The 18,786-nt window shown below is 53.2% G+C and carries 15 protein-coding genes; 6 read left to right on the top strand and 9 right to left on the bottom strand.

The window, feature by feature from the left end; genetic code table 11:
* Positions 1-16 precede the first annotated feature (16 nt).
* The 5 genes from MJ923_RS09065 to MJ923_RS09085 form a co-directional block, all read right to left on the bottom strand.
* Positions 17-1,042 carry a GGDEF domain-containing protein gene (locus MJ923_RS09065; RefSeq protein WP_240590786.1) on the bottom strand — a complete coding sequence of 342 codons (1,026 nt, stop codon included), beginning with the start codon at positions 1,040-1,042 and terminating at the stop codon, positions 17-19.
* Between the two features lie 122 nt (positions 1,043-1,164).
* Positions 1,165-2,775, bottom strand: a complete 1,611-nt coding sequence (locus tag MJ923_RS09070; protein WP_240590787.1) for a phosphoethanolamine transferase — start codon at positions 2,773-2,775, stop codon at positions 1,165-1,167.
* Positions 2,776-2,940: 165 nt separating this feature from the next.
* Positions 2,941-5,034 carry a prolyl oligopeptidase family serine peptidase gene (locus MJ923_RS09075; protein WP_240590788.1) on the bottom strand — a complete coding sequence of 698 codons (2,094 nt, stop codon included), beginning with the start codon at positions 5,032-5,034 and terminating at the stop codon, positions 2,941-2,943.
* A 122-nt stretch (positions 5,035-5,156) separates the two neighbouring features.
* The gene (locus tag MJ923_RS09080) at positions 5,157-5,588 is read right to left on the bottom strand and encodes a MarR family winged helix-turn-helix transcriptional regulator (RefSeq protein ID WP_240590789.1); all 432 of its coding nucleotides are present in this window, start codon (positions 5,586-5,588) and stop codon (positions 5,157-5,159) included.
* A 20-nt stretch (positions 5,589-5,608) separates the two neighbouring features.
* Complete coding sequence (locus MJ923_RS09085) at positions 5,609-6,709, bottom strand: cation diffusion facilitator family transporter (protein WP_240590790.1); 1,101 nt, start codon at positions 6,707-6,709, stop codon at positions 5,609-5,611.
* A gap of 238 nt (positions 6,710-6,947) precedes the next feature.
* On the opposite strand from MJ923_RS09085, the gene eco reads away from it, so the two are divergent.
* Positions 6,948-7,505 (top strand): serine protease inhibitor ecotin, encoded by a 558-nt coding sequence (eco, locus tag MJ923_RS09090; RefSeq protein WP_240590791.1) that lies wholly within the window; start codon positions 6,948-6,950, stop codon positions 7,503-7,505.
* A 131-nt stretch (positions 7,506-7,636) separates the two neighbouring features.
* On the opposite strand, the gene MJ923_RS09095 is transcribed toward eco, so the two are convergent.
* Together MJ923_RS09095 and MJ923_RS09100 are read right to left on the bottom strand one after the other, a co-directional pair.
* Positions 7,637-8,164 carry an LPXTG cell wall anchor domain-containing protein gene (locus tag MJ923_RS09095; protein ID WP_126166916.1) on the bottom strand — a complete coding sequence of 176 codons (528 nt, stop codon included), beginning with the start codon at positions 8,162-8,164 and terminating at the stop codon, positions 7,637-7,639.
* Positions 8,165-8,174: 10 nt separating this feature from the next.
* Entirely contained in the window at positions 8,175-8,993 is an 819-nt protein-coding gene (locus tag MJ923_RS09100; protein WP_240590792.1) for a class D sortase, read from the bottom strand.
* Positions 8,994-9,264: 271 nt separating this feature from the next.
* On the opposite strand from MJ923_RS09100, the gene MJ923_RS09105 reads away from it, so the two are divergent.
* From MJ923_RS09105 to MJ923_RS09115, 3 genes are all read left to right on the top strand, one after another.
* A complete protein-coding gene (locus MJ923_RS09105) occupies positions 9,265-9,942 on the top strand; it encodes a tRNA/rRNA methyltransferase (protein WP_240590793.1) in 678 nt (225 codons plus the stop codon).
* Between the two features lie 36 nt (positions 9,943-9,978).
* Positions 9,979-11,571 carry a S41 family peptidase gene (locus MJ923_RS09110; protein ID WP_240590794.1) on the top strand — a complete coding sequence of 531 codons (1,593 nt, stop codon included), beginning with the start codon at positions 9,979-9,981 and terminating at the stop codon, positions 11,569-11,571.
* Positions 11,572-11,826: 255 nt separating this feature from the next.
* Entirely contained in the window at positions 11,827-12,978 is a 1,152-nt protein-coding gene (locus MJ923_RS09115) for a DUF3080 family protein (RefSeq protein ID WP_240590795.1), read from the top strand.
* Between the two features lie 28 nt (positions 12,979-13,006).
* Here MJ923_RS09115 and MJ923_RS09120 read toward each other — a convergent pair whose 3' ends face one another.
* Positions 13,007-14,899 (bottom strand): S8 family peptidase, encoded by a 1,893-nt coding sequence (locus MJ923_RS09120; RefSeq protein ID WP_240590796.1) that lies wholly within the window; start codon positions 14,897-14,899, stop codon positions 13,007-13,009.
* Between the two features lie 631 nt (positions 14,900-15,530).
* On the opposite strand from MJ923_RS09120, the gene MJ923_RS09125 reads away from it, so the two are divergent.
* Positions 15,531-16,202 (top strand): chitosanase, encoded by a 672-nt coding sequence (locus tag MJ923_RS09125; protein ID WP_240590797.1) that lies wholly within the window; start codon positions 15,531-15,533, stop codon positions 16,200-16,202.
* Here the strand turns inward: MJ923_RS09125 and MJ923_RS09130 are convergent.
* Positions 16,199-16,510, bottom strand: coding sequence for a hypothetical protein (locus MJ923_RS09130; RefSeq protein WP_240590890.1), 312 nt, complete (start codon positions 16,508-16,510; stop codon positions 16,199-16,201). The two genes, MJ923_RS09125 and MJ923_RS09130, sit on opposite strands and share 4 nt — an antisense overlap.
* A 184-nt stretch (positions 16,511-16,694) precedes the next feature.
* On the opposite strand from MJ923_RS09130, the gene MJ923_RS09135 reads away from it, so the two are divergent.
* On the top strand, positions 16,695-18,761 hold the full coding sequence (locus tag MJ923_RS09135; protein ID WP_240590798.1) for a PhoX family protein: 2,067 nt from the start codon (positions 16,695-16,697) through the stop codon (positions 18,759-18,761).
* Positions 18,762-18,786 lie beyond the last annotated feature (25 nt).

Raw genomic sequence — 18,786 nt, forward strand, 5'->3', positions numbered from 1 at the left:
AAAAACACAGAACGCGTTAGTCCCGCGCCAGCTTCACCAGATTGCGGCCGCTGGTTTTGGCATGATACAGCGCCCTGTCGGCCCGGTCGAACAGGGCTTCACCGCTTTCACCGGAGCGAAGCTCTGCTACACCGATGGATACGGTGATTTTACCCAAATCGACCTGTTCTTTGCCCAGGGTCAGCTTTTTGGTGGCGATGCGCTCACGAAGGCTTTCGGCCACCAAACAGGCATTGCTGGCCGAAGTGTCTCTGAGCAGGATCACAAACTCTTCGCCGCCATAGCGGGCCACCATATCGTCGCCTTTTACGCCCATCTTCAGATTGTGGGCCACATACACCAGCACCTTGTCGCCGGCGTTATGGCCCCAGCTGTCGTTAAAGTGTTTGAAATGGTCGATATCAATCACAAGCAGTGAACCTTTGGGTTCATCCTGCATCAGCTGCTGGGTGATTTCCTCTTCGTAGGCGCGGCGGTTATAAAGTCCGGTGAGTTTGTCAGTAACCGAGATCACCGACAGTTCGTTGATTTCAGAGCGCAGATGATCCAGCTCATCGTTCATGCTCTTGAGGCTGGTGTTAATAGAGGCGTGGTCGGTTATCACCTTGTCCACTTCAACCAGCACCTGCTCCACCAGGTTATGCAGTACCTTGGGGTCGCTCTCGTGCTGCAACTGTTGGCCAAACTCTTCGATATTGTGCTGAAAGCTTTCAGAGCCCAGTGACAACTGGCTGATTTTACTGAGCAGGCTGTTAATCAGCATCACGGTTTCAAGCTGGACGTTTTCCAGCACTTCAGGAGCGTTGTTCAGAATGAAGTTGTTGTACAGGCCAACGCACACGTCTTGGGCAAAGGCTACCCTGTTGGCTATCAGGTTGTCGATGGCACTCACAAGGGCCAGATCCTGGCCTAAATAGTACTGATACCAAACGGCATAGTTTTCGGGGGTCACCGGGATCCCGAGTGCCGACATTTGCGGCACGGCCTGGCGCAAAATGCGCGCTGACTGTTCAAGATGTTTACTGTGGCTGGCTGTTGTCATTGTGTAGGTGTCTTCAGTGTCGACCCGGCGCTGCTGTATTACATCATCACAAAGTGTTGGCGGCCGCGGCGTAAAAATCCAGCCTGCGGCGCCAAAAAACCACCCTTATTTTGACGTGTTTTTTACTGGGCACGGCAACGGGCAAAAATGTCCATATCCTGTTGGTAGACGTCCGTTTTCACATTCATCCAACCAAGTAAGCTGTCGAACAGATTGTCATGGGACCAAGGCCCTTTCAAGCCCCTTAAACAATCTTCATCAATTTGATTTTCCTTGATGAATCCTGGTGAGTGCCACACAAACCAGGGAATGCTGATCTGCTCTTTGGGGGCAAACGCATAAGGCGCGCCATGCAGATACAGGCCTTTTTCGCCAAGTGATTCACCGTGATCGGAGATATACATGAGTGCGGTGTCGGCACGGCTCTGCGCCTCAACCAAACGCTTCATCACTTCGGCGATAATGTAATCGCTGTAACGAATGGTATTGTCGTAGGTGTTTACCAGAGCCTCGTTACTGCAGTTCTGAATATCACTGCGGGGGCAGTCCGGTGTGTAAGCCCGGTGTGCCTCGGGATAACGCTGGTAATACGTTGGCCCATGACTACCCATTATGTGCAGCACTACCAGGGTGTCTTTCTCCACGCCCTTTTCAAGCAGGGAATCGAGGCGGCGCAGTAACACTTCATCCAGACAGGATTCGCCGTCGCAAAGCTCAGGCGTATCGTTAAGTGCAATCAGTTCATTGCTGACCCTGTCACATACGCCCTTACAGCCGCTGTCGTTGTCAATCCAGTTAACCTGTATCCCGGCGTGGCTAAGCACATCGATGGCACTATCCTGCGCGCGGGCTCGTCTGGCATCGTACTCTTCACGGCTCATGCGGGAAAACATGCATGGTAGCGACTGAGCGGTGGCCGTGCCGCAGGAGCTCACATCATCAAAAACCACAGGGTTGTAGGGTTTAGTGTGGGCATTGGTGTCTTTTTGATAGCCGTAATACTGATAATTCATCGAGCGGGCGGTTTCCCCCACCACCAGCACAGTCAAGAGCGGCTTTTGATTGCTGTCGATGGTTTCGTTTTTGGCATCTTCCCCCAGAGGCTGATACACCAGTGGGGTTTCAAAGTAGCGCTGATTGAGATACTTACCCGCCGCGCCCATAAAATAAGTCGGCACTATCAGCTGTTTCATATCATCGTTGTTGCGCCCGAACGCCACATAATCCTGATAATAGACGCCAAGAATGGCACCGGCGCAGGCCAACATGGCAGCCATAAACCCAAGCTTGTGTAACAGCTCTTTCCACCACACCCGGTATTCAATGGGCGCTTTGAATATCAGCACCGCAGGCAATATTCCAAGTAAGGCAAAGCCGATGATAGACTCGGCGTTCACGTACATCAGGGCTTCAGCGCTGTGGGTTTCGAAGATGTTTTCCATCATGGCACGGTCAAACACGATACCGTACTTGTACATGCCATAAACCACTGAGGCCGACAGCAGAGTCAGCCCCATGAAAAACGGCTTGGCGAGGTATTTGAAGCTGAACAGCGAGAAGATAAACGCCAGCAGACAGGTCAGCAGAACGGGTAAACTGGCTACAAACAGCCAGTCGATGTAAGACAGCGCCTTGAGCCCTTCGGACGCCCTGATATACAAGGGAATGTTAAGAATTAGCGCGTAATACAGGGCGACAAAAAACGTAAAACGATTTAAACCGATGGACTTCAAACTGACTCTCCCCCAAATAAAGCCCGACAAAAGTGTGCCTATTGTAAACGTGACATTAAAAAATAAAACAAAAGTCTCAGCCCATGGGACAAATGCCCAATAAAAAACCACCGGGCCGACAGCAGCCTCGGTGGTTTTGTTTAGGTGTGAGCCGATCCCCGGCTATTACAACTTAAGCTGCTTCAATAAGTAGGCATACGCCAGGCTATTAAGTTCCGCAGTTTGTTTATTATCTGCCGCGCCGGCATGGCCGCCTTCCATGTTTTCGAAGTACAGCACTTGGTAACCCATGTCTTCCATTTTGGCCACCATCTTACGGGCATGGCCTGGGTGCACGCGGTCATCACGGGTAGAGGTGGTAAAGAACACTTTTGGATATTGAGTGTCTTTCTTCAGGTTGTGGTATGGCGAGAAGGTTTTGATGTAATCCCACTCGGCAGCCACATCCGGGTTGCCGTACTCACCCATCCAGCTGGCGCCGGCAAGCAGTTTGTTATAACGCTTCATATCCAGCAGTGGCACCTGACACACAACGGCATTATACAGGTCCGGTCTGCGGGTAAAGGCGGCACCCATCAGCAGGCCGCCGTTACTGCCACCCTGAATACCCAGGTGTTTAGGCGAGGTGATTTTGCGCTTAATCAGATCTTCAGCAATGGCTTCAAAGTCTTCATAGGCCTTATGACGGTTTTCCTTCAGCGCAGCCTGGTGCCAACCTGGACCGTATTCACCACCGCCACGAATGTTGGCAAGCACATAAACGCCGCCCTGCTCCAGCCAGTTCTTACCTGTGGTGGCAGAGTAGAAAGGACGCAGCGACACTTCAAATCCGCCATAGCCGTACAGCAGAGTTGGGTTGGTGCCATCGAGCTTGATGTCTTTGGCCATCACGGCAAAGTAAGGCACCTTGGTGCCATCTTTACTGGTGGCGAAATACTGTTTGGCTTCAAATTTTGATGCATCGAACTGGGCTGGCATCGCCTTGAGTGACTCACGCTTGAGACTTTCGGCGTTCACACTGTAAAGCGTGGAGGGTTCGAGGAAGCTGGTGTAGGTAACAAACAGATCGTCTCTGTCGCGGCTGCTGTCGAACACGCTGATGCTGCCGTTGCTTGGGAAACCCACGTTTTCACCCTGCCACGCTCCCTTGGCATCTTTACGGTAGCGCACCAGCTTGCTCTTAACGTCTTCAAGCCAGTTCACCAGCACCGCATTGCGGGTAAAGGTAACCTGACTGATAGATGAATTGGCGTCGGGTTTAACAAACAGCGCAAATTCAGGCTTACCGGCCAGCAGTTTGTCGGCCTTGGTATAAACAATGGCGCCCTGCGGGAAGCTCATTGCGCCTTGCTTCATTTCGCTCTTAAGCTCAACAAAGATATCACCTTTAAAGAAGCCCTTGAGCTCGGCATCCTTTGGCAGCGGCAGATCCACCAGCTTGCCATCGACCAGCGCCTTATAGCTGGCTTCATAGAAGGTTTCAGCTTCAGACACCAGCTTGAGCGGCGTTTTATCGTCCCAAATCACGTAGCCAGACGAGGCAACGGAAGCCTTGTTACCGGCATAAACTTCTTTGGCGTCTTTAATGTCGGTTCCACGGGTCCATACTTTCACTTTGCGTGGGTAGCCGGAGTCGGTCCAGGCATCGCCTTCGGCAAAATCGGTACCCACAAACAGGGTGTTCTCGTCAATCCAGCTGGTGCTGGACTTGGCTTCCGGCAGGAAGAAACCCTGCTTGTCGGCGGGGACGAAACTTAAACTGGAGAGGTCAAATTCACGGATTTCAACGGCATCGGCGCCGCCACGGGACAAAGACACCAGGCAACGCACGTTCTTCGGATACTGACAGTCCATGCCCTTGAACACCCAGTTCACCCCTTCGGTTTTGCCCAGGGCATCGATATCCAGCACAGTTTCCCACTTGGGCGCGTCTTTGACGTATTCGGCCATGGTGGTACGGCGATAGATGCCGCGAGGATTGGCTTCATCTTTCCAGAAGTTATACAGGTGATCGCCGATACGGCCGGCATAGGGAATGCGCGCCTTATCGTTAAGAATATCCAGCGCATTGTCTACCAAGGCGTTGTAGCCAGGCACGGCTTTGAGCTCTTCCAAAGAGCGATCGTTTTGGGTCTTTACCCAGGCCAGGGCTTTTTCACCCTCGACATCCTCGAGCCAGATAAAGGGATCGTCGCCTTCGGCGGCAACGTTGAAGGCGAGCAAAGAGGCTGCACCAAGAAGCAATATCCGTTGTTTCATTGTTAGTCCTTATGATGTTGCGGTCGCAATAGTTGTAATAAGGACACTAAATTATCGGAATTTCCGGCAGGCGCAACCGCCTGCCGGGTTCAAGTGTAAAGGTTTGTTTCAATGAGGGCTGGTCAGGCCAGCGTATCGAACTGTTCGGTGAGTTGCCCAAGTAGCCGCTGCAGCGTGGCCTTATCATCGGCGCTGAGGTTGCTGGTCAGTTTGGCAGTCATATCCAGATGTGCGCGGTCGTGCTCTTTAAAGATCTCAAGCCCCTGCGAGGTAAGCGATATCAGCAGTGAGCGCCTGTCCTGTGGATTTGCGATACGCTCAACCAGGCCATCACTTGCCAGCTTATCGACCCGCACTGTCAGGGTGCCGGTACTGATACAGAGTTTCTCGGCCAGATCCGTCATGCGCATCGGACCGTAGAGCCCCAGCAGCTCCAGAGTGTGCATCATCGGCAGTGGCAAACCGCTGCCTTCAACAATATGGTGCTCCCAGGCGGAAAAGCGCTCATAAAATTCAACCAGCAGCTTATTGATGTCCATCTCTTTTGTGCTCATGGGCTTATCCTTGTTTAGGCCTAGTGGCTGCCGCGTGCTTCACAATCGCAGCGATGCACTTCCACGGTCACATGGTGAAAGCCCAGCTCTGATTTAATCCGATTAACGAAATAACTGGCGTCTTTTGGTGTATGGCTCACCACCCCCAGAATACAGGCTTTATGGTCGGCACTAATGCGCCAGATATGCAGATCGCTTATCCCATGGTCCGGCACACTGGCCACCAACGCCTTGATGCGATCGCGCTGGGACTTGCTGCCAGTGGCGTCCAGCAGCACAGGCGCCGTATCACGCACCAAACCTATGGCCCAGCGACCAATGATCACCGCGCCCAGGATGCCGATAAGCGGATCGAGCCAGGTCAAGCCGAGGAACTTGCCTGCCAGCAAGGCACCGATGGCGAGCACCGAGGTCAGCGCATCGGCCAGGACATGCAGATAGGCAGCACGCAGATTGTGATCATGGTGATGGCCGTGATGTTCATGTTCGTGTACATGATGCTCATGACCCTGTGCATCATGGTGATGTGAGTGAGCATGGCTGTCGGCATCGGTGTGGGCATGCAGATGTTGATGCTCGTGCTCGTGCTCGTGCTCGTGTTCATGGGCATGCCCGTGGTCATCAGCGTGGTCGTGATGATGACCATGATGGTGATGGTGATGATCTTTAAGCAAAAATGCACTCAGCAGATTTACAGACAGACCTATGATGGCAACCAGAATGGCTTCATCGAAGGCAATTTCATGGGGTGAAATAAGTCGCATCCCAGATTCAATCACCATAATCAGCGCCACCAACCCCAGAGCCACGGCACTGGCAAAGCCGCCAAGCACCCCAACCTTACCTGTACCAAAGGCAAACGATGGATTGTCTTTGTGTTTAAGCGCATAACGATACGCAAACAGGGTGATTAAAAACGCCGCCGCATGGGTGCCCATGTGCCATCCGTCGGCCAACAGTGCCATAGAGCCATACACGGTACCGGCGAGGATTTCGGCCACCATGGTAACCAAGGTCAGGATCAGCACGATGCGAGTACTGCGCTCGCCGGCATCGTTATGTTTGAAAAAATCGTGGGGGTGCTGCCAATCGGCAACGGAATGGAAAGGATGCGTGTTCATAATTTCACTGCTTGTTGTAGGTTTGACGGCAAAAGGTTAGCGTGGTTTTAGTGTGGATTAAATTAGTTTGAACATCAAACTATTTGAAACGTGAAATAACTCACAGGCTGCAACAGCCAAACAAAATAAAAATTTTTTTCGTGGGCTTTAACCCTTTTTCCGATTAGCCTCGTTTACAGGAATACAGCGGGTATGAATCCCGGCTATTTTTGGGGTCTCCCCTTATCAAGGAGTTATTATGCAAAAAGCCTTTTCTGTAAAAAATCTGATGCTGACCGGCCTTTTTTCTCTGGCAACCCTGTCTGTGGCTAACGCCACTTCCCCTGCCCATCCGGATGGAGTTAATCAGAATATGATCACTGCAGAGCACTTTAATGCCGCCGATTATCAGGCCCGGGACGCCAGCAAGATGTTTCCGGTGCCCGCAGCAGGTATGGTTCAGCACATTCTGACCCTGCCACAGCTTGAAAACGAACAAAACTACATGGTTGAGGTTCAGGTTGGACAAACCAAACTGGTCGACTGCAACAAACACGGCCTGCGCGGTGAGCTCAAAGCCGTTAACCTGCAAGGCTGGGGTTACACCTACTACGAAGTGAACGACATCGCCGACGGCCCAAGCACCATGATGGCCTGTTTCGATAAGGCCAAAACCGAAGCCTTTGTGCGCATTCCCGGTGACCATAAATTTGCCTATAACAGTAAGCTGCCAATGGTGTTTTACATCCCAGAAGGCGCCGAGCTTAAGTACCGTGTATGGCGCGCCGAGACAGTATTCAACACCTCAGGCAACTGAGCATTTAGGCCTGGCACTTAAAAAAGGCCAATAAACAAAAGAGCCGCCCTGGGGCGGCTTTTTTACAGCTGTAATACCAGCCACTTTTACAGACGACGGCAACAAGTACCATTTAAACCGTCGATAACCCCTTATTGGCCGCGGCGACGACGGCCGAAAAGCTGGCCCAATCCAAGCAGCAGCAAACCTGCTGCGCCAAGTGCCGGTACCCAGGAGGCCGTTTTTGGTAACGCTGCAGGTTGGGTTTCTGGCTCAACCGGCGCAACCGGGGTCACCATGGTCACTTCATCCACTTCGAATCGATCGCTCGGTACGTAGAACTCCAGCTCATAGCCACGGGGCAAGGCATCCCAACCAATCATATTGCCGCCGGCATTCACAGTGGCGTTGGGTTTGAGTGATACCGTCTGGCGCTGTTTTGAGCCGTCAGTTTCATACACATCCAGCATGGCTTTATGTGGCTCGCGGTAACGCACGAACTCAGCCTTGAGTTTCACAAACTGTTTGCCGTCTTTTTCAATCACTTCCTGACAGGCGTTGGCCACGCTGGGATACTGAGCCAGCACATCCTGATGCCATACCACGTCACTGCAATCGGCCGCCAGTGCGGGGCCCGCAACCACAGAGGCCAACAGGCCAGCGGCAAGTGTTTTTTTCATGGTTCTTTCCTTATTGTTGGTGGGGGGAAACCTTTTTGGCCCGCACTATGTATCTCTGGGGTGCGCTGCCAACAAAGTAGAATGGATAACAGGTAATGAGGGTGAGCACATCGCTGCTGACGGGCGCCATCACCCAGGTATCCTCGGGCGTGACTATCCAGCTGTCGGTCATTTGATAACGGTGCAGCTGGCCATCTACTGACATCACTTCGATGCTCGCGCCTTTTTTGAGCTGGCCAAGCTTTCTGAAAAAGGAATCCCTGTGACCGGCAATCACCAGATTGCCCTGCTCGCCAAGCCCGGCGGTATGACTGACCCTGGCGACTCCCTTGTTGAGATTGAGCTCTGAGTCGCCATCAAACAGCGCCGCTTCGACATCGATATCATCAATACGGATTTTGCCAATTAGCGCTGGGGGCATCGCCAACGACGTTGCAGAGGATTGGCTTGGTTCGGCGTACCCTTTTTTGCGCGCAGCCGACCAATCGGTCATATCGGGCGGCTTTACAGACGGCGCCGCGGACAGTGGCTTTGAAGAGAGGGCTAGTCCAGAGCTCGCTGTCTCAGACAAAGACTCCGGCTGGCGGGTTCGCTGTGCCCAGGTCTCTAATTCGGTCGGAGTTTCCGAGACGCTTGCCTTAGCTTCAACGTCCGGCAGCGTTTGCATTGCCGCAAGCCGGGCGTTGACCTCATCCAGCGCCGACTCCCCTGCCACCGCTTGATGCAGCTTTGCCGCACCGAACACCAGCAGGCAGCCGATGCCAGCAAGATTGAGCAGCAGCGGCAGCTTGTTCGTCAGAATGTCTGATCCGTTTTTTCTGGCGGTCATATAAAGGCTATTGGGCTAAGGTGCTGTGTTTGTGGGGAATAACTATAAAATTTCACATTTCCGCACAATATGCGCTAACCCGTGGGTTGGAAATCTCATCGCCCACTACATCCGAAAGGAGTAAGTCCTGATAATGAACTGAGCCTCAATACTGAGTCCGGTTTGGATGGCGCGGTTTGGATGATTGGACCCACTGAAAACGCTCGGGCTGGCAGGTGTTTACCGCTATACTCGCTGCCAGGCTTTATTTGTATCGGAGTAAATGCGTTTTATGTTGTCCATTGTACTGGTTGAACCTGCCCGCGCCGCCAATGTAGGCGCCGCCGCCCGAGCCATGAAAACCATGGGATTTAATGAGTTAATTCTGGTTGGCAGTCAGGTTCATTTGGAAGAAGAAGCTCGCTGGGTTGCCCATGGCGCCACCGACATATTGGATAACGCCCGCTGCTACGACAGCTTCGAAGCCCTGAGACAGGATTTTGATCTGCTGATTGCCACCACCGCCAGGGAGCGCGGTAGCCCCCGGACCTTCCTTGCACCCGATGAGCTTGCCACTACCTTAAGTAACAGTGGCGCCGGCTCTCGGGCGCTGGTATTTGGCCGCGAGTCGAGTGGCCTGTCGAATCAGGAACTCGACGCCTGCGACCTTTTCAGTTACGTGCCCCTTGCCGGTGAGTACCCTTCTTTAAACCTGGGTCAGGCGGTCATGGTATACAGTTACGCACTCTCAGGCCTGTCGGGCACCATAGGGCTTCAGCAAGCCGTCGCCGCCGAAGGCCAAATTCAATCGCTCAAGCAAAAAGCGCAGCAACTTGCCGATCTGTTGGCGCTGTCTGAGCAGGATAAACTCAGACCCTGGCTACAAAATGGTATCGGCCTGTTATCAGATCGTGACTGCAAGATGGCGCATCAGTTGATAAGTGATATTATGAAGAAAATAACTAGCTGATTTAAATCGGCAATCGTACGAAAAAGGAGTTTTGAAATGCGGTACTTTACAAAGCATGCGCTTACCCTCGCCCTGCTCGCCGCTGTTGGCGCCTGTTCAGGCGGTGGCGGCACCTCGGATTCAGGAAATAGCGGTAACTCGGGCAACAATGGTAATTCAGGGAGCGACATTACCTGGGTGCAAGGCAGCTTTGCCAGCGAGGATATTTACAAAAACTTCTGCGCCAATCCACGCAGCGGCACAGCCGATAAGTCCGGCAGCGCCTTGCATGAAAAAATGTGGCTGCGTTCCTGGACCAACAACACCTACCTCTGGTACAGCGAAGTGCCTGATAACGACCCCAACAGTTTCGGCGCAGTGATTGATTATTTTGCCCAGCTAAAAACTCCGTTGACCACGCCAAGCGGCGCCAAAAAAGACAGATTCCACAGCGCCATGTCCACCGCTGAGTGGGAAGCCCTGTCCAACTCTGGTGAGGCTGTGGGTTATGGTGTTGAATTCCAGCTACTGTCTGCCAGAGAGCCAAGAAAAATTGTCGCCGCCTATACCGAGCCTGGTAGTGTTGCCACAGCCGCCGGTATTGTCCGTGGCACCGAGTTTCTTGAGGCCAACGGTGTCGTTGTCGCAAACGGCGATGATGTGAATACTCTCAACGAGGCCTTCTTCCCCAGCACCAGTGGTAAAACCAGCACCTTTAAAGTGCGCGATCCCGATGGTACTGAACGCCCTATCTCCATGACCGCAGGTACTGTGGTGCAGGATCCGGTGCAAAACGTGAAAACAGTGGCCACCGCTAGCGGCAAAGTGGGCTATCTGCAGTTCAACAGCCATATCGCCACCTCAGAAAAAGAACTGGTTGATGCCATCAGCACCCTCAAAGCAGAAGGCATTAACGATTTGGTGCTGGACGTGCGCTATAACGGCGGCGGTCTGCTGGCCATCGCCAGTCAGTTGGGTTACATGATTGCCGGCCCGGCTCGTACCAGCAACAAGATATTTGAAAACACCACCTTTAACGATAAGCACGCCAGCACCAATCCGGTGACCGGCCAAGCCCTGGTGCCAATGCCGTTCATTGATACCGGCATCGGCTTTTCCTACACCCAGGGCGTAGCTTTGCCACATCTGGATCTGGGCCGGGTATTTATCCTAACCACATCGGGCACCTGCTCGGCATCGGAGGCCATTATCAATGGTCTTCGCGGTATCGACCTGGATGTGGTGCAAATAGGTAATCGTACCTGCGGTAAGCCTTATGGCTTCTATCCAACCGACAACTGCGGTACCACCTATTTCAGCATCCAGTTCCGTGGTGAAAACAACAAGGGTTTTGGTGACTATGCCGATGGCTTTGAACCTGCCAACACCCCTGTTATGGGCGGTGAGCAGGTGACCGGCTGTTATCTGAACGATGACTTCAGCCATCAGCTTGGCGATCCGAACGAAGCCCTGTTTGCGGCGGCGCTGCAATACCGGGTAACCCAAAGCTGCCCCGCCCCGGCTGCCGCCAGTTTCGCTGTGCAAAAAGCGCCTGCCCAAGACAGCGGCGAAGCCATGAGCGACACCCGTGAAGTGAACCTGTTCAAGACCAACCGCGTATTGACCAAGGTAGAGACCCTGCAGCAGTAACGCGTGTGGTTTGGTACCCTTAAGGTGCCATCAACAAAAGGCAGGGTTTCCCTGCCTTTTGTTTTGGTGAAAGCTGACCTTTGAGTGACACGTTATCTTTAAGTGACACGAATAGACTGGTTTTTAGAACCTTAACTTGGTTCAGGAACCTTGAGTCTGGGGACTTTATTTGGACAAAGTATGATGGCCTTGGCTGGGTTATACACCACACGCTTACGCAAACTATCCGCCTGCTGGCTGGCGTGGGGTATATACATGCCAGTGCTGCTTCTTGTTGGCTGCAGCCCGGCAGATCAGGCGAAAGCGCTCTGGCAGGACTATGAAAATCGCCTCGCCAATGTGTTGGAGGCCGATTTATCAGCGCCAATGCCTAACACAGACAATTCAAACACAACAACGGCTTCAGAAAGCACCCAAACCATATTCAGTCAGCCCAAGTTTAGCCTGCCCATGTTTAGTCAGCCCAGGTTCAGTCAGCCAAGTCGCAGCGAATGGCACGGCGGCATCTCATCCCAAAGCGACTCACCAGACAATGTGGCCAAGCGCATCAGTCCCAACAGCATTGGCCTTTTGGATCTGGCGGCGCTGAACCATTGCCGTCTGGGCGGCCTTATTGCCAATCACAACAGCAGTCTGGGCAAGGTTGCTCAGCCATCCAACCTTGTTATCTACCAGCTTGAATTTATCAAAGCCGCTCCGGACTGCATTAAAACCCTTGGCGATAGTGACCTTAAAGCCGTCTTAAGCGCCGAACTTGCATTTAAGAAGCAAACCGCTGCCAGGCTTTTTGTGTGGTTTTTGGAAAATGAACCCGTTATCCGTAAACGACTTTTTATCGGCAGTGCAAGCCTTGGGGCAAGCAGTGCTAAGGCTGGGCTTATTGAAGCAGAGACTGCCTTTAACCGCTTACTTAAAATCCAGACTCTGATAGCGGATGGTGATTTTGCAGCCTTTAATGGCGAAGAACTGAACCATGCGCTCAACTCGCTGAACCAAAACGAGTTCGGCGTGCGTTATATGGCTGGCATGAAGATGAATATTCAGGCATTGCAGCAACTGAATAGCGTTCTGTCCACCCATCCACTGATGCGCTGTAAACCTGGGCATAATCCAGCAAAGCAGCAAATATTGCTCAACGTGCTGAATAAGTTTTTTATCGGCAAACTGCAGCCCTATCTTGGCGTTTACAGTGAAGCTCAATTCAGACTGGAGCCGACCGTCACGGCCCTATTTAAATCCAGCGCCTGGCAACCACAGATTGATTACTACTTCGGTGAAGATGGCGCACCTTTGCAGCTCAAAACGCTTATCAGGCGCCACATTGGCATTTGGCAGACATTGCAGCAAAGCTGTGCACTCGAAATAAAACCCGGCAGCGCAGGACGCCGGCCGGGTTTGAGTCAATGAAAGTAGCCGTTATAAAAACGGGGCACTATCAATAGTTTGCTTGCAGAGTCACTCCTGAATAGGCGCTGTAACCACGCAGCATCACATGGTAGAAGCCAGACTGGCTGACACTGATGCTGCAGCTTTCGCTGTTTCCGTTTTTGTACGGACGGCAATCATAGGAGCTGGTTGTGGGCTGGCTACCTGCTTTCACGTACAGATCCGCATCGCCACTGCCACCGGCTATCGAAACTGTCAGGCTGCTGCCGGCAGTGGCATACAGCTTGTAGTAAGCCGACGAGCCGGAAGTGCCAGAGAGGTTGGATACAGGTACACCACTTTGCAGGCAGTCAGCATCTGAACAGCTGCCACCGCCGCCACCGCTTGAGTAGCTACCGGTCAGGGTTGCGCCGCTGTAGCTAGAATAGCCACGTACCATCACATACCAGCGTCCGGCCTGAGGGTTACTGAAGTTACAGCTTTCATTGTTGCCATTGAGGTATGGACGGCACTGATAACTGGTGGTGGTGGGTGCCGTACCGTAGCTGACGTACAGATCCCCATCACCGCGGCCACCGGCAAGGGCAATAGCCAACGCCGACTGACCGGCAGGCACATCGATGTAATACTGATTTTCACTGCCCTGGGCACCACTGACACTGACGCCCTGGCCGTTACTGAGCTCGCCACCGGTAGGTGGACAGTTGCTGCCACAGCCGCCATCATCACCCGCCAGTGAATACAACAGCTTGTTTGGCGAACCGGTTTTGGCATCGCTGACCTTGCTGTCGGAGGCACGGCTGGTCAAACGGCTGACCACCTGTGACGGCGACAGCGAAGGGGTTTCATCCAGATACAGGGCCACTACACCGGCCACATGGGGTGACGCCATGGAAGTACCACTGATGGTGTTGGTGGCGGTATTGGAGGTATACCAGGCCGACTTGATGCTGGAACCTGGCGCGTAGATATCCAGGCAGGATCCGTAGTTAGAGAAGCTTGAGCGGGCATCCGAAGAGGTGGTTGAACCCACGGTTACCGCGTTGGCCGCCCGGGCTGGCGAATAGTTACAGGCGTTGGCGTTATCGTTACCGGCAGCGACCACGAAGGTAATGCCCGCCGCTACAGCACTGTTCACCGCATCATCGGTTGCCTGGGAGGCGCCGCCCCCCAAACTCATGTTGGCAACCGAAGGTCCGCTGGCGTTATTTTTCACCCAGTTAATGCCGTTGATCACTCCTGAGTTACTGCCGGAGCCGCTGCAACCGAGCACCCTCACCCCAACCACATTGACGTTTTTGGCCACACCGTAGGCGCTGCCGCCAATAGTACCGGCAACGTGGGTACCGTGACCGTTACAGTCGGTGGCATCCGAGTCGTTGTCGATAAAGTCCCAACCGTGGCTGGCACGGCCGCCAAACTCGTTATGGCTGGTCAGCACACCGGTATCGATTACGTAGGCGGTTACGCCGCTGCCATCGTAGTCATAGTGGTAATTGCTGTTAAGCGGCAGATCGCGCTGATCGATACGATCGAGCCCCCAGGTAGCACCGCCTTGATCCGCCTGCGCTTCAACGGTCGGTTCAACCGACATCAGCTGATCCTGCTCGATGTACTTAACACTTGGGTCTTTAAGCAACTGCTTCACCTGCCCCGGTGTCGCCTTAACCAGTACCCCGTTTAAGGCGCTGCCAAAATGGCTTTTTACCGAGATGCCATAATTGTTCTCAAGACCAAGGGCCTGAGTCATGGCGAAGGATTCAATTGCACCTTGCTGCTGAACATTCAGCACCGAAGGCGTGTTGAAGACCACGATATAGTTGTCCTTGATGGCTCGCTCGCTTGGTACCTGGACGAGCTGGGCCTGATAGTCGTTGGCATAGGCCAATTGACCGGATGCCAAACCCGCGACCAGTATTGCGAGTGCATGTTTCTTATACATTTGACTTTCTCCTTGTTATGTTTTTTGCCTCAGGGCATCAACCAACTTAGAGCAAAAATCATCCACCTCCAGCCTGGAGGCTGTGCTAAAAAGCCAAAAATCGAAACAAGATGTAACACTTGCGTTACAGTTAAAGGTATGACGCACCTATTGTGTGGTTATGTGAATTCAATATGCATTTCATGGGCTTGATGTAGTGCGTTTAAAAGCGTTAGAAAATATTCCCGCTGGGCAAATAGTTACACTCGGGCTTCTGTTAACGTAATATTAACATGCCATTTTGGAATAAGCGTGGCGTTCAGCCTTAGGTTTTAGAATACCTGGCGCTGTTGCTACCAAGGAATGGAATTAGTGGAATTTCACCGTTTTGCCATTATTGGCGCCAAGGTTTCAGATTGGCGGGGATTGGCTTCCGGGCGATGAGGTTACTTCAACGAGCCGCTTGCCCCTTTTGAGGCTGAACTTGGGAAAAGGATTCAAGCGTCTTAAGGTTATCGCTATTATCTTCTGCGGCAATGACTAACATTGATGACCAACAACGATTTACATCAATCATCAGCACAAAGGCCTGCATAAGATGGCCTGAACACAGATTGTCAGGCGTACAAGCCCTTACAGAACAAGGATGAACATGAGTATCCCAAAGTCATTGATTATTAGGATTATCAATCAGTTTGAAACCGGCACCCCGGATGGGAGCTACGATAAGCTGACCATTCAGGATGACGGCATCAATGGCACCTTTCAGATAACCTATGGCCGCACTCAAACCACTGAACAAGGCAATCTCAGGTACCTGCTGGAAATGTATGTGGAGGCCGAGGGCGCCTACAGTAACGACATCCTGCCCTACCTTGAGCGGGTGGGTCGTGAATCCCTGGTGACCGATGGCGAATTTCATGACCTGCTGGTGGCCGCTGGTCGGGAAGATCCCGTGATGCGCGATACCCAGGACAGATTCTTCGATACCTTTTATTGGCAACCTGCCAATGCCTGGTGTCAGGCTCACGGGATCCAAACTGCGCTTGGGCATCTGGTGGTATACGACTCTCAGGTACACTCAGGCGGCATACCGCTGTTTTTACGCAAGCGCTTTACCGCAAGGCCACCCAGTAAAGGGGGCGATGAAAGACGTTGGCTGTGGGCCTATGTGGAAGCACGCCATCAGTGGCTTAAATACCATAAGCGGCCCCTGCTCAGGGCCTGTGTGTATCGCACTCAGTGCTTTATGAATGAGATGAGCCGCAACAATTGGGACTTATTGCAGCGGCCGATTGTCGCCAATGGCCGCGAGATAAGCTAACCCTTGCGGGCCAAATATTGGTTGATGAGCTGGGTCAGCTTGGCATGGAAACGCTCCTCAAATTCGTCAATTTCGAGGGAGAACATTTCAAGGTAACGGTCGGTTTGCTCTTTGGTAAGTTGTTTACTGCCAAGAAAGTAACTCATTTCCGGCAGCGATTTATCGAATCTAGGCACCAACTGCCACTGGCACACTTCCGGCGCCAGAGCCTGAATGGCCTTTTCAGCCAGTTGACAGAATTGCTCCACATGGTCAGCGCCATCCGGGCCCAGGCAGCCGGGCTCCAGCCGGTGAAGGATCAGTAACATCACGTTTGAATCCTGACTTGCCATTGGGATCTCTCCAACTATTTCGGGTCTTTATCCAGTATAACCGCTTTATTTGCACAAGCTCGTTTCATCCAACCGTCATACTCATTACACACAACTGTCAACTGCGGCCATTAGTTTGTCCCTTCAATCGACCAGCCGTTAACCTTTCGTTGGAGTGAACATGAGCAAGGCGACCTTTGACCCTAAATGTTATAACCAGAGCAACAATACCCCATTTGCCGAAATTCTCGAAAAGCACCTGTCCCGTCGTCACTTTGTAAAGAGTGGTCTGGGCCTGGGCGCCATGACGGCCTTTGCCGGTCTGGGTCTTGCCGGTTGTGGCAGCGACAGCAACACCACTGTGCCAGCACCTGTTACACCAGTGCCGCCTACGCCGGTTCCACCTACTCAGTCCAGTGTAAAGCTTGGCTTTGAATCCGTCTCAGGCTCTCTGACTGACTCTGTGGTGGTACCAAACGGTTACCGCGCTCAGGTGCTCGCGCCCTGGGGCACGCCGCTCAACAGCAAAGCCGCCGCCTGGAAAGACGATGGCAGCAACACAGCGGACGACCAGGCCAATTCTGTTGGCCAAAACCACGATGGTATGCACTTCTTCCCGCTCAATGAAGCAGGCGACGACGGCCTGCTGTGTATCAACCACGAATACATCGAACCCGATGCCCTGCATCCCAATGGTCCAACCTTCGATGAAACCAGCGGCCTTCGCAGTGTCGTGGATGAAGTGCGTAAAGAAATCAACGCCCATGGCGTGAGTGTAGTGCGCATTAAGCGCGTAAGCGGCATCTGGGAAGTGGTAACCGATGATGAGCACAACCGCCGCTTTACCGGCGCCACTGTGTTCGATATGGCAGGCCCGGTCGCATACAGTGACCATCTGGTAACAGCATTCTCCCCCGATGGCAGCCAAAGCCGCGGTACACTCAACAACTGCGGTAATGGTTACACTCCCTGGGGTACTTACCTGACCTGTGAAGAAAACTGGCCCGGTTACTTCGTTAATAAAGGCGAAATGAGCGCCGCCGACAGCCGCATTGGTGTGGCGAAATCCGGCACCCGTTATGGCTGGGACCACCTGGCTGGCCACGGTGAAGAACGTGCAGACGAATTTGCCCGCTTCGATGTGACCCCAACCGGCACCACCGCCCAGTACGATTACCGCAACGAAGCAAATGGCCATGGCTATATCGTCGAAATTGACCCCTTCTCACCCCGCGCCCGCGGTGTTAAGCGCACTGCACTTGGCCGCTTCCGCCATGAAGGTTGTACCTTTGGCAAACTGGAAGCCGGTAAGCCGCTGGTGTTCTATTCGGGTCACGACTCGCGCTTTGAATACCTTTACAAGTACGTATCTAACACCCCATGGGACGAGGCCGATGCAAACAGCAGCAACCGTCTGGCCACCGGCGACAAATACATGAATGACGGCACCCTGTATGTGGCCCGTTTCGATGAAGATGGCAAAGGCGCCTGGTTGGCGCTGACCCCGGACGCCATGACCACAGATGGCAAGACGCTCGCCGATCACCTCGGCAGCCAGGCCGATATCATCATCAACACCGCCGGTGCTGCTGATCTTCTCGGCGCCACCCCAATGGACCGCCCTGAGTGGTGCGCGGTTGACCCCTTCACCGGCAGCGCTTATCTGACCCTGACCAACAACAGCAAGCGTACCGAAGCCAACCCAGCCAACCCACGCCTGAAGAATAACTTCGGCCACATTATCCGTTGGGATGAAGGTGAGTCTGCTACCGAATTCAGCTGGGATATCTTTGTGTTTGGCTCGCCCGCCGATGGCGATGCTGACACCAATCTGTCTGGCCTGACTGAACTGAACCAATTTGCCAGCCCCGACGGCCTTGCCTTCGATAAGCGCGGCATCATGTGGGTGCAGACCGACAATGGTGCCAAGGAAGTGACCTCCCACACCAACGATCAGATGCTGGCCGTTGTGCCATCCACCTTGCTGGACTCTGACGGCAAGCAGCAAACACTGGGTTCGGCCAACCAGATGGAGCTGCGCCGCTTCTTCGTTGGCCCCAATGGCTGTGAAGTAACGGGTTTTGCCATCAGCCCGGATTACACCAGCGTATTTGCCAACATCCAACACCCGGGCAACTGGCCATACAGCAATGACGCTGCCGTTGTCACTCCCGCCGGCACCAGCATTCGCCCGCGTGCGGCAACTGTGGTGATCAGCAAGATTGATGGAACTGAAGTCGGCGTGTAACAGCCCGACTTAAACTAAAAAACCG

The organism is Shewanella zhuhaiensis (assembly GCF_022484835.1).
GTDB classification, from domain to species: Bacteria; Pseudomonadota; Gammaproteobacteria; order Enterobacterales; family Shewanellaceae; genus Shewanella; species Shewanella khirikhana.

Excerpts from the sequence above, each read along its gene's own strand:
- MJ923_RS09110 (WP_240590794.1), top strand. The coding sequence starts at position 9,979 with ATGCGGTACTTTACAAAGCATGCGCTTACCCTCGCCCTGCTCGCCGCT.
- MJ923_RS09130 (WP_240590890.1), bottom strand. The coding sequence starts at position 16,510 with ATGTTACTGATCCTTCACCGGCTGGAGCCCGGCTGCCTGGGCCCGGAT.
- MJ923_RS09115 (WP_240590795.1), top strand. The coding sequence starts at position 11,827 with ATGCCAGTGCTGCTTCTTGTTGGCTGCAGCCCGGCAGATCAGGCGAAA.
- eco (WP_240590791.1), top strand. The coding sequence starts at position 6,948 with ATGCAAAAAGCCTTTTCTGTAAAAAATCTGATGCTGACCGGCCTTTTT.
- MJ923_RS09120 (WP_240590796.1), bottom strand. The coding sequence starts at position 14,899 with ATGTATAAGAAACATGCACTCGCAATACTGGTCGCGGGTTTGGCATCC.
- MJ923_RS09100 (WP_240590792.1), bottom strand. The coding sequence starts at position 8,993 with ATGACCGCCAGAAAAAACGGATCAGACATTCTGACGAACAAGCTGCCG.
- MJ923_RS09135 (WP_240590798.1), top strand. The coding sequence starts at position 16,695 with ATGAGCAAGGCGACCTTTGACCCTAAATGTTATAACCAGAGCAACAAT.
- MJ923_RS09125 (WP_240590797.1), top strand. The coding sequence starts at position 15,531 with ATGAGTATCCCAAAGTCATTGATTATTAGGATTATCAATCAGTTTGAA.
- MJ923_RS09105 (WP_240590793.1), top strand. The coding sequence starts at position 9,265 with ATGTTGTCCATTGTACTGGTTGAACCTGCCCGCGCCGCCAATGTAGGC.
- MJ923_RS09075 (WP_240590788.1), bottom strand. The coding sequence starts at position 5,034 with ATGAAACAACGGATATTGCTTCTTGGTGCAGCCTCTTTGCTCGCCTTC.
- MJ923_RS09080 (WP_240590789.1), bottom strand. The coding sequence starts at position 5,588 with ATGAGCACAAAAGAGATGGACATCAATAAGCTGCTGGTTGAATTTTAT.
- MJ923_RS09085 (WP_240590790.1), bottom strand. The coding sequence starts at position 6,709 with ATGAACACGCATCCTTTCCATTCCGTTGCCGATTGGCAGCACCCCCAC.
- MJ923_RS09065 (WP_240590786.1), bottom strand. The coding sequence starts at position 1,042 with ATGACAACAGCCAGCCACAGTAAACATCTTGAACAGTCAGCGCGCATT.
- MJ923_RS09095 (WP_126166916.1), bottom strand. The coding sequence starts at position 8,164 with ATGAAAAAAACACTTGCCGCTGGCCTGTTGGCCTCTGTGGTTGCGGGC.